11 protein-coding genes are annotated in these 10,787 nt (G+C 43.8%); all 11 read right to left on the bottom strand.

Annotated features, from left to right (window positions below; translation table 11 throughout):
• Nucleotides 1-14 precede the first annotated feature (14 nt).
• The 11 genes from rnc to ACIQXU_RS07425 all read right to left on the bottom strand — a co-directional run bounded on the left by rnc (nucleotide 15) and on the right by ACIQXU_RS07425 (nucleotide 10,649).
• Entirely contained in the window at nucleotides 15-758 is a 744-nt protein-coding gene (gene rnc, locus ACIQXU_RS07475) for a ribonuclease III (RefSeq protein WP_402868266.1), read from the bottom strand.
• A gap of 262 nt (nucleotides 759-1,020) precedes the next feature.
• Complete coding sequence (locus ACIQXU_RS07470; protein WP_053345291.1) at nucleotides 1,021-1,254, bottom strand: acyl carrier protein; 234 nt, start codon at nucleotides 1,252-1,254, stop codon at nucleotides 1,021-1,023.
• Nucleotides 1,255-1,312: 58 nt separating this feature from the next.
• Complete coding sequence (gene fabG, locus ACIQXU_RS07465) at nucleotides 1,313-2,056, bottom strand: 3-oxoacyl-[acyl-carrier-protein] reductase (protein WP_402987838.1); 744 nt, start codon at nucleotides 2,054-2,056, stop codon at nucleotides 1,313-1,315.
• Nucleotides 2,053-3,000: an ACP S-malonyltransferase gene (gene fabD, locus ACIQXU_RS07460; protein WP_402987835.1), complete on the bottom strand. Its 948-nt coding sequence runs from the start codon at nucleotides 2,998-3,000 to the stop codon at nucleotides 2,053-2,055. Before fabD ends, fabG begins: the two co-directional genes overlap by 4 nt.
• A 23-nt stretch (nucleotides 3,001-3,023) precedes the next feature.
• Entirely contained in the window at nucleotides 3,024-4,013 is a 990-nt protein-coding gene (gene plsX / locus ACIQXU_RS07455; protein WP_402956261.1) for a phosphate acyltransferase PlsX, read from the bottom strand.
• 25 nt (nucleotides 4,014-4,038) lie between these two features.
• The gene (gene fapR / locus ACIQXU_RS07450) at nucleotides 4,039-4,596 is read right to left on the bottom strand and encodes a transcription factor FapR (protein ID WP_402868260.1); all 558 of its coding nucleotides are present in this window, start codon (nucleotides 4,594-4,596) and stop codon (nucleotides 4,039-4,041) included.
• A gap of 125 nt (nucleotides 4,597-4,721) precedes the next feature.
• Entirely contained in the window at nucleotides 4,722-6,773 is a 2,052-nt protein-coding gene (recG, locus tag ACIQXU_RS07445; RefSeq protein ID WP_402987832.1) for an ATP-dependent DNA helicase RecG, read from the bottom strand.
• Complete coding sequence (gene sdaAA, locus ACIQXU_RS07440; RefSeq protein ID WP_402868257.1) at nucleotides 6,770-7,654, bottom strand: L-serine ammonia-lyase, iron-sulfur-dependent, subunit alpha; 885 nt, start codon at nucleotides 7,652-7,654, stop codon at nucleotides 6,770-6,772. Before sdaAA ends, recG begins: the two co-directional genes overlap by 4 nt.
• 42 nt (nucleotides 7,655-7,696) lie before the next feature.
• Nucleotides 7,697-8,359, bottom strand: coding sequence for an L-serine ammonia-lyase, iron-sulfur-dependent subunit beta (gene sdaAB / locus ACIQXU_RS07435; RefSeq protein ID WP_402987829.1), 663 nt, complete (start codon nucleotides 8,357-8,359; stop codon nucleotides 7,697-7,699).
• Between the two features lie 238 nt (nucleotides 8,360-8,597).
• Nucleotides 8,598-10,268, bottom strand: coding sequence for a DAK2 domain-containing protein (locus ACIQXU_RS07430; RefSeq protein WP_402987826.1), 1,671 nt, complete (start codon nucleotides 10,266-10,268; stop codon nucleotides 8,598-8,600).
• An 18-nt stretch (nucleotides 10,269-10,286) separates the two neighbouring features.
• Nucleotides 10,287-10,649, bottom strand: coding sequence for an Asp23/Gls24 family envelope stress response protein (locus tag ACIQXU_RS07425; protein ID WP_402868253.1), 363 nt, complete (start codon nucleotides 10,647-10,649; stop codon nucleotides 10,287-10,289).
• Between the last annotated feature and the right edge of the window lie 138 nt (nucleotides 10,650-10,787).

Below are 10,787 nucleotides of genomic sequence, written 5' to 3'. Positions count from 1 at the left end.
TCCCCCTCTACTGTTCAACTATCTTGTTGAGTTTTTTTCTTTAAAACGGCCAATGCGTGTTCGGCGGCATGTTGCTCTGCCTCTTTTTTCGATTTTCCCACACCAGTTCCTAGATCTTCCCCATTCAAAGAAACCGTAGAAACGAACTCTCTATTATGGGCCGGTCCTTTTTCCTGCAGTATTTTGTATTGCAGAACCCCAATTGCGTCCCGTTGGATAAGCTCTTGGAGCTGGCTCTTATAATCCATCACATGAGAAAAAGCACCCTCGTCTATCTTCGGAAACACGACATTTTTCAAGAACTGCACAACCGGCTCTAATCCTTGGTCAAGATATAAAGCGCCAATATAGGCTTCGAATACATCTGCAAGCATGGCAGGGCGTTCTCTACCGCCTGTCATTTCTTCCCCTTTACCAAGCAATACATATTCCCCATAAGAGAGGCTGTTGGCAAAGTCGACTAGTGACGGCTCACAGACAATGGCTGCCCTTAATTTCGTAAGCTCTCCTTCACTCATCATCGGGTATTTCTGATACAGATATTTCGAGATTGTCAGTTCAAGTACTGCGTCTCCTAGAAATTCTAGCCTTTCATTATCTTCGTAAGGCTTGCGGCGATGCTCATTCACATAAGATGAATGTGTAAAAGCTTTTTTCAACAAATTTTCATCTTCAAAATGAAAACCCAGATTGTCCTGTAACTCTTTAAATTTATTATCCTTACTTAATGGTTTACGATTATTTACGTTCCTACGCATCACAAAAACCCTCCACTACGGTTCAAAAACAAATTTTTCCTACATATAAAAAGAAACCTGGCAGGAATTCCTGTCAAGCTTTCCTATGTACCATCATACAGTATAATCCGCTTAAAGAAAAATAGCCAGCAGCGTTGATGCTTGACACATGGAACTTAATCGGAACTGCACGTATTCGTTCAAGCCTGTTATTTTCCAGACCCTTACATTACAAGAGAAAGCCCCGTTAAAAAACGGAGCTTTTAATCAAAAGACATTAACATTACATAGTGCTTTTTATGTAATTCACAGCATCACCCACTGTGGCGATTTTTTCAGCGTCATCGTCCGAAATTTCCATATCAAATTCGTCTTCAAACTCCATGACTAGTTCGACTACATCTAGGGAATCGGCACCAAGATCTTCTTTGAATGAAGCTTCAAGCTTTACTTCTGATTCTTCAACGTTCAAGCGATCTACAACGATTTTCGTTACTCTTTCTAATACATCTGCCAATATGTTCACCTCCCCTCAAGACATTATAAATTATATTTCAAAAAAATCAAACCTAAACTTACATCACCATACCGCCATCAATATGAAGGGTTTGACCCGTCATATAGCTGCTTGCCTCTGAAGCGAGAAACGTGGCAACTGATGCAATATCCTTTGGGTCACCGAAGCGGGCTAAAGGTATTTGTGACAGCATCGCTTTTTGCACGTCTTCCGTCAGTTCACCAGTCATATCCGTGGAGATGAAACCTGGAGCGATCGCATTGACCGTGATCCCTCTTGATGCAAGCTCCTTGGCAGTGGACTTTGTCAAGCCAATCACGCCTGCCTTGGCTGCAACATAGTTTGCCTGCCCCGCATTCCCCATCACACCGACGATGGAAGCCATATTGATGATTTTGCCGCTACGTTGCTTCATCATGTGTCTTGTGACTGCCTTTGTGCAAAGGAAGACACCTTTTAAATTCGTATCGATGACCGAATCCCATTCTTCTTCCTTCATCCGCATCAATAAATTATCACGGGTAATTCCAGCATTATTGACTAAAATGTCGACCCGGCCAAATTGTTCAATGACCTCTTTAATCATGCCTGTTACTGATTCACTATCTGATACATCGCATTGAACGGCAAATGCTTTTCGCCCAAGTGCCTTGATTTCATCGACCACTTCATTAGCTTTTGTTTCGCTTCCAGCATAATTGACAGCTACGTCCGCTCCCTGCCGTGCGAGTTCCAATGCCACTTCCCTGCCGATACCGCGGGAAGCACCAGTTACTAGTGCCTTCTTACCTTCAAGAATCATGCTGGTTCCCCTTTCAATGCTTCGACCGTTTTATGTAGGGTTTCTGTATTCGATACTGAGTGAATATTGACGGATCGGTCGATTTTTTTAATCAATCCTCCCAGTACCTTGCCTGGTCCCACTTCAATGAACGTGTCCACGCCTAATTCAAGCAGCTTTTTGACACTATCTTCCCAAAGAACTGGTGAATACAATTGTTCAATTAATTTATTTTTAATCTCTGATGGTTCTGTGATAGGCTCGCCCGTTACGTTTGAAATCACCGGAATGGGTGCCTGTCGGAAACTCACTTCATCAAGTACCTTTTGAAGTTGTTCAGCCGCAGGTTTCATTAATTCAGAATGAAACGGCCCGCTCACATCAAGAGGGAGAGCACGTTTTGCTCCGCTTTCCTTCGCTTTTGCGCTCGCAAGCTTGACGCCTTCTGCCGTTCCGGAAATGACGATTTGCCCCGGACAGTTAATGTTAGCCAGCTGAACGGATTCACCTGCATCAGTAATATCAGCCGTTACAAGAGCGAGTGCTGTACGGTCCATTCCCAGAATTGCGGCCATCGAGCCTTGGCCATTCGGAACAGCGGCCTCCATGAATTGACCACGTTTTCTAACAGTATAGACAGCATCCTCAAAAGAAATTGCACCTGAGGCTACCAATGCCGTATATTCCCCTAAACTATGTCCTGCAGTGTAATCAGGCTGGATGCCCGCTTCCGCCAAGGCATTGAACAAGGCATAACTTGTAGTCAATAGCGCAGGTTGAGCATTATAGGTTACCGTTAATTCCTGCTGAGTGCCATTGAATATAAGCTCGGATAGCGCAAAATCCAGTTTTTCATCCGCCGTTTGAAAAATTTTCCGTGCTTGCTCATTTACCTCAAATAAGTCTAAACCCATCCCTATTGACTGTGAACCTTGTCCTGGAAAGACAAAAGCAATCTTACCCATCCCAAACTCCCCTATCTCTATATTTATTGGACTTTTTCTATCGTCTTCGCAATGGTCGGAATCACATCATGACTCACCATATCCCGGGTCTGACGGATCGCGTTATAAATCGCATTTGCGTCGGAAGAACCGTGTGCCTTGATGACAGGTGCCTTCAAACCGAATAATCCAGCCCCACCATATTCCGAGTAATCCATTTGATTTTTAATGCCTTTTAGTTCCGGTTTCACTAGTGCTGCGGCAATCTTACTCTTCATATTGCTCATCAACGCGGATTTTAACATATGAAAGACACTCATGGCTGTTCCCTCAAGCGTTTTCAGCACCATATTTCCTGTAAAGCCATCCGTCACAACTACATCTGCCGGACCGTTCAGAAGATCCCTGGCCTCTACATTCCCTATAAAGGAGATGTCCGATGATTGCTGAAGGAGCGTGAAAGCCTGCTTCGTCAGCTCGTTCCCTTTTTTCTCTTCAGTCCCAATATTTAAAAGGCCCACACGCGGTTTTTCAATTCCACGCACCTTTTGGGCATATACGGAACCCATTATGGCAAATTGAAGCAGGTGCTCCGGTTTCGCTTCTGCATTCGCTCCCACATCAAGAAAAACAAAACCTTTACCATCTATTGTCGGCAAGGTTGGGGACAATGCTGGACGTTCGATTCCTTCGATTCTCCCGACAACGAACAAGCCGGCTGCCATCAAAGCACCTGTATTTCCTGAAGATATGCATGCATCCGCTTCTCCATCGGCCACTTGGCGGGCTGCTAATACCATCGATGCATTCTTCTTGCGACGGACCGCACGAACAGGTTCATCGGTACTTAGTATCTTTTCTTCCGTATGTATGATCTTGATCCGTTCATTTTTCGTTAAGAACTGGTTGATTTCGCCTTCGTTCCCTACTAAGGTTATTTCCACATCGGGAAAGGCCTCGACTGCTTTCATGGCTCCTAATACCTGTGCCTTTGGAGCATTGTCTCCACCCATTGCATCTAGCGTTATTTTCATGAACGTTCATCCTTTTCTAAGCAAGTTAAGAGCGATACATTTCGAACTCACCTTTGAATACCATTTCATTTCCTACGTAGCTTCTGACTTCCACTACGGAACGATCTGCTTGATACTCCACCTTTTTAACTTTCGCTTTAGCTACCACTCTTTCATTTTCCTTGACGGAACGAGTAAATAGAATGGATGCTTTTGCCGTTAAGGCCAGTTCATCATTGATGACCGCCACCGCCAATGAATTAGCTTGAGCAAAAAGGTGATGACCCCTTGCGATTCCATTGCGCTTAAAAACATGCTCTTTTTTTATATCTAAAATAGAAATTGCATTTTCATCTAAATTCAAATCTATTACTTCCCCAATGATCTCATCCAATGGCAATGCCCTTATTTCGTCACTGAATTTCTTCTCGGCTACGTTTTTTATACGTTCACGAAGCTCCGGTATTGATAATTCAAGACGATCGAGCCTAATTGTCTGGACGCTCACCGAGTACTTTTCAGCCAGCTCCTCATCCGTTACAAAAGGATTCTGTTTAATCGTTTCGATTAATAATTGCTGGCGTTCCTTCTTGTTTCTTCGCATTTGAAGGTCACCATCCATAATATTATGACTAGGTACTAATAGTAGTATATATATTTTAAAAACAGATTGCAAGATTTTGTGGAAATTCTCACAATCTGTTTTACTGTTTCATTCAATCAAGACGATCAGTCAAGCTTTTCTCCTGTCAATACGCCTGTACCTTCCAAATGTGCCCGGAGCGACGCGTATTCTGGTGCATGCCAAAAACTATTTGAGGCTATCAATTTCGCAGCATCTTCCCTAGCAACTTCCAGCGTCCGGTAATCATGGACCATGTCCGCCACTTTGAATTCGGGAAGTCCGCTTTGTTTTTTACCGAAAAAGTCCCCTGGACCTCGAAGCTCCAAATCCTTCTCTGAAAGGACAAATCCATCATTCGTCTCTGTCATGATCTTCATCCGCTCTTTGCCGACTTCCGTTTTCGGATCGGCAAGCAGGATGCAAAAAGACTGGTTGCTCCCCCTCCCCACTCGGCCACGTAACTGATGCAGCTGGGAAAGACCAAATCGTTCAGCATCATAAATGACCATCACCGTGGCATTGGGTACATTCACCCCAACTTCGACAACTGTGGTGGAAACAAGGATTTGCGCTTCGTTGGAACTGAATTCCTGCATCACTTCATCTTTTTCATCCGCAGGCAAACGCCCATGCATGAGCCCCACCTTATAACGATTCACGAAGTATTGCGTAAGCATGGCATGGACATCGAGAACATTTTGCAAGGAGTCAAGTTTTTCCGATTCCTCGATCAATGGGCAGATGACATATGCTTGTCTGCCTTTTTGAAGTTCCTTTTCTACAAAGGAGAGGATTCTATCGAGCATTTGGTGTTTCGCCCAATACGTTTCGATGGCTTTCCGTCCAGCCGGCATTTCGTCGATTGTGGAAACGTCCATCTCGCCGAACACTGTAATGGCGAGTGTACGGGGAATCGGTGTCGCCGTCATGAAAAGGACATCGGGATTTCCTCCCTTTTCACGCAGGACGCGTCGTTGTTCAACACCAAACCGATGTTGTTCATCCGTTATAACCAAACCGAGGTCCTTGAAGTTCACCTCGTCCTGAATCAGTGCGTGGGTTCCAATCAAAAGATCAAGTTCCCCTAATTCAAGTTTCTCCAATAATTCTCTACGCTTCTTCCCTTTTACCGAGGAGGTCAATAAAGCCACCTTTACTCCGACTGGTTCTAACATGGCGGTCAATGATTGAGTATGCTGCTCAGCCAGAATTTCAGTCGGGACCATTAGCGCTCCTTGGAAACCGGCCGATATGGTCGCATATAGGCAAATCGCGGCCACTACCGTTTTTCCTGAGCCTACATCTCCTTGTAAAAGCCGGTTCATGCGGTAAGGCGATTCCATGTCAGTCAGGATTTCCTCGACAACCCTGTTCTGGGCAGTCGTTAATGGAAACGGGAGGGTATCAATGAATCCCTTCACCTGCTGCCTATCAAATTCTTGTCCAGTCCCTCCTGACTGTTCGCGCTGTATTTTACGAAGTGCCTGCATTTTCAGCTGAAACAGCAAAAACTCCTCATATACAAAACGACGGCGGGCTTGCTTAACATCAACTGCCGATATAGGAAAGTGCATCATGCGAAGCGCATCTTTACGTGGCATCAACTTATAGGTTGTCAGCAGCTGTGGTGGGAGGTTTTCCTCAATCATATTTCCATATTGGGAAAAACCATTCGTGATATGGCGACGCATACCTTTTACCGTAATGCTCCCCTTGACGGAATACACGGGTTCGAATTCCTTTTCCCGGCTATGATCTCCAACATGGCATTCCGAACCAGTGATGGTTTGGCGATGACGATCCCATTTACCTGTCACTGTCACGGTTTCCCCGATTGTAAGTTTTGATTTCAAATAAGGCTGATTGAAAAATATAACCGTAATTAAATATCTTCCAGTCAACAACTTAATCGTTAGCCTGGACTTCTTCTTCCCAAAATAGCCCAAGGTCGGCACTGTATGAATTTTCCCTTCTACAGTGACGCGTTCCTCATGTTCAACCGTTTCTAAGTCCCTTAACCGGTAGTCTTCATAGCGATAGGGAAGATGCTCTAGAAGATCATTGACGGTATGGATCTCCATTTCCTGCATCGCAGCAGCTGTCTCTCCCCCAATGCCCTTAACTGCCGTAATTGGTTCCTGTAAGCTGTTGCTCACTTGTTACTTAACGGCAAGCCAAAGATCTTCGCTTCCAACTTCCGTCCAGTCGGGGTGGCCGCTAATCCTCCTTGTGCAGTTTCCCTTAAGGCCGATGGCATCGCCTGTCCGATTTTGTACATGGCATCGATTACTTCGTCACACGGAATTCGGCTTGTAATACCTGCTAACGCCATATCAGCTGCCACCATGGCGTTAGCTGCCCCCATCGCATTCCGCTTCACACAAGGCACTTCTACGAGCCCAGCAACAGGGTCACAAACCAGACCAAGCATGTTCTTTAATGTAATCGCCATGGCGTGGGCACTTTGAGATGGCGTTCCACCAGCCATTTCAACGATGGCGGCCGCGGCCATCCCTGATGCTGAACCCACTTCCGCCTGGCAACCTCCTGCGGCCCCAGAAATCGAAGCATTATTAGCAACAACGAAACCAAATGCCCCTGCAGTGAAGAGGAATTCAATTTTTTGTTCCCGATTTGGCTTTAATTTATTCTGCAAAGCGAACAAAGTTCCTGGGACAACGCCTGCCGATCCAGCAGTTGGCGTCGCACATATCGTCCCCATCGCTGCATTCACTTCATTTGTTGCCACAGCTTTACTGACCGCATCCAACAAAAGTTCACCCGATAATGAGTTTCCCGTTTTAATATAATTCTGAAGAAGCACGGCGTCCCCACCTGTCAAACCCGAAACGGAACGGACTCCTTGGAGCCCTTTTTCAACGGCCTGTTCCATGACGTCAAGGTTTACACCCATCTGGTGGATGATTTGGTCCCGGGTTTTACCCGACACCTCCATTTCCTGTTCGATCATGAGCGTCGAAATTTTCACTTGCTTTGCTTCTGCCAATTCTACTAGTTCTGCTACATTTCGAAACATGTCCTCTTTCCCTCCTTAATGAAAACGGTTGCCTCAAGTAACTCAGTCGACAATCCTTGCGACCTTGGTGATATGAGGCAATTTCGAAATTTCATCGATGACTTGCTCTTCTATATTCACATCCACTTCGATGGTCATAAGTGCCATCTTTCCCTTTTCTTTTCGTGATACTTCCATCTGTCCTATATTAATTTGATGCTTGGCCAAAACGTTAGAGACATTGGCAATAGCTCCGAAACGGTCATCATGAACGACAAGTATGGCTGGGTTGTGACCCGAAAGCCTTAATTTGAATTCATTCAATTCGATTATTTCGATTTTGCCACCTCCAATCGATATCCCAACGAGCTCCAGTTCATCCGCATCATCACCAACCGTTATCTTCACAGTATTCGGGTGTTCCGGAACGGCCTCTTCTTCTTGGAAGGCAATGTCCATGTTCTTTTGACGGGCTATATCAAGAGATTCTTTGATTTTCTCATCAAAAGTATCAAAATCAAGTAGTCCCCCTACAATGGCCACATCCGTCCCATGACCTTTATGGGTCTTTGCAAAAGACCCATAAAAAGAAATACGGGCCCATTTCGGTTCTTTGTTGAATAGATTCCTTGCCACCCTGCCTATTCTCGCAGCTCCGGCTGTATGTGAGCTCGAAGGTCCAATCATAACGGGACCGATAATATCAAATACACTCCTATATTTCACGTTCTATTCCTCCTTCATTACGCGCTGGACTTTAAGAACCTAAAGAAAAACGCTAGAGGTTATCTTCTGATTGGTCACAGTTCCTGCATGCATGCTGTTTTATAACCTTTAGTCCGCAAAAATAAACTGCATAGCCTAATGACCTATGCAGTTTATTACTTTTTATCGAGACTTCTATATCACATCTATTAAAGGGCAAAAGACGATCAGGTGATCTTACCCAAGTAGATGGTTTAGTTTATTCAATTGAGAAAATGAAAGCATATAACGGCTGTTTACCGTTATGGACTTCAACTTCAACATCTTCAAATGTTTCTTCACAAAACGCGACAAGCTCATCCACTTCTTCTGAAGTTGCATCTTCACCATAAAGAATGGTCAAGATCTCAGAATCTTCGTCCATCATTTTGGATAAAAGATCCTTTGCAGCCTGAGCCTTGTCTTTATTTTTCACTTTGATGGTGCCTTCATCAATACCCATGAAGTCGCCCTTCTCGATTGAAAGACCATCAATGCTTGTATTCCTTACAGCATATGTGATTTGACCTGTTTTAACATGAGAAAGAGCATCGGTCATCACCTTTTGGTTCTCTGTAATATCCAATGAAGGGTTGAAAGCAAGCAATGCTGCCATTCCCTGCGGTACAGTTTTGGCAGGAACGACCATCACGTTATCCCCAAGGACATCAGCAGCTTGATTGGCAGCCATAATAATATTTTTATTATTAGGCAGAATGATTACTTTTTCTGCATGGGCTTCTTCAACTGCTTTCACAATGTCTTCAGTACTAGGATTCATCGTTTGTCCGCCTTCAATGACTGATTTTGCACCGATGCTTTTGAAAAGCTCGCTGATACCGGCACCCATCGCCACAGAAACGACACCATATTTATCCTTGGCTTTCGGTTTTGTTTGAAGTGGCGTTTTAGTTTCGCCGACTATAGCTGTATGCTGTTCACGCATATTATCAACTTTCAACTTAATAAGACTACCGTATGTCTGACCATAATTAAGGCAATTACCAGGTTGTTCAGAGTGAATATGTACTTTAACTATTTCATCATCAGAGATGACTAATAATGAATCTCCAAATTCACTTAAATCATTCCGGAACTTCTCTTCATTGAACGATTGGGCAGCTGGCTTATCCTTTTCCAACCGGACCATGAATTCCGTACAATAACCAAACACGATATCTTCCGTATTAATGTGTCCTTGTACGTTAATGTGATGTTCAGCACTCACCATATCATCCATGCTTGGGCCATTGGCTGAACGAACGGGTAAAGCTTCACCCTTCAATTCTGCTAGGAATCCTTCATAAACGAAAACCAACCCTTGTCCACCGCTATCGACCACACCGACTTCTTTCAATACAGGAAGTAAATCAGGTGTCCTTTTTAAAGATGCATTTGCCTCAGTAACAATATCCTCCATTACCTGGATAAGGTCCTGATGCTTGGCAGCAGATGAAACCGCTTGCTTGGCTGCATCCTTCGCGACTGTTAAAATGGTGCCTTCAACAGGCTTCATAACGGCTTTATAAGCGGTTTGTACACCCGCCTCAAAAGCATGGGCGAATTCTTCACTATTGATGACCGCTTTATTTTCGATAGATTTTGCAAAACCACGGAAAAGCTGTGAAAGGATTACTCCAGAATTACCTCGAGCCCCCATCAATAGACCTCTTGAAAGAGAAGTACCCACTTTTCCGATATGTTCTTGTACATTATTTTGTACTTCCTTAGCGCCGGAAGTCATAGATAAATTCATATTTGTTCCTGTATCTCCATCTGGAACCGGGAAAACGTTCAATGCATCGACCATTTGGGCGTTGGCTGCTAAATGATTAGCTCCCTGGATGATCATTTCAGCAAAGCGCTTTCCATTTAAACTTGTAATTGACACAAAACTTTCCTCCTATACTTAAGGGTTCGTAACACGAACTCCCTGTACAAAAATGTTTACAGAATCTACAGCTAATCCAACAGTTTTGTCCAGAGTGTATTTTACCTTTGATTGCACATTATGTGCAACTTCCGAGATTTTCGTTCCATAACTAACGATAATATACATATCGATATGAACTTCTTCCTCATCTTGTCGGACTATTACACCCTTAGTAAAGTTTTCTTTTCTTAGTATTTCGGCAATGCCGTCTTTAAATTGTTTTTTGGAAGCCATTCCTATTATTCCGTAGCAATCAATAGCAGCACCACCGGCTACAGTAGCGATTACATCATTAGAGATATCAATTTGTCCATATTTCGTTTGTAATTCGATAGACATTTTCTTTTTCCCTCCCAAAACTAACTCAACTAAAGACATTTTACTATAATGTCTATTGTTTTAAAAGTAAATGTCATACGGTACTTAATATAATTCAATTTTAAAGGGGGTATGTCAAGGTTTTTTTCTTGAAAGTAA

Origin of the sequence: Peribacillus sp. NPDC097284 (assembly GCF_044761765.1) — a bacterium.
Lineage (GTDB): Bacteria > Bacillota > Bacilli > Bacillales > DSM-1321 > Peribacillus.
This window is presented reverse-complemented; position numbering and strand designations above follow the sequence as displayed.

Excerpts from the sequence above, each read along its gene's own strand:
- rnc (WP_402868266.1), bottom strand. The coding sequence starts at position 758 with ATGCGTAGGAACGTAAATAATCGTAAACCATTAAGTAAGGATAATAAA.
- fabG (WP_402987838.1), bottom strand. The coding sequence starts at position 2,056 with ATGATTCTTGAAGGTAAGAAGGCACTAGTAACTGGTGCTTCCCGCGGT.
- fabD (WP_402987835.1), bottom strand. The coding sequence starts at position 3,000 with ATGGGTAAGATTGCTTTTGTCTTTCCAGGACAAGGTTCACAGTCAATA.
- plsX (WP_402956261.1), bottom strand. The coding sequence starts at position 4,013 with ATGAAAATAACGCTAGATGCAATGGGTGGAGACAATGCTCCAAAGGCA.
- fapR (WP_402868260.1), bottom strand. The coding sequence starts at position 4,596 with ATGCGAAGAAACAAGAAGGAACGCCAGCAATTATTAATCGAAACGATT.
- sdaAA (WP_402868257.1), bottom strand. The coding sequence starts at position 7,654 with ATGTTTCGAAATGTAGCAGAACTAGTAGAATTGGCAGAAGCAAAGCAA.
- ACIQXU_RS07425 (WP_402868253.1), bottom strand. The coding sequence starts at position 10,649 with ATGTCTATCGAATTACAAACGAAATATGGACAAATTGATATCTCTAAT.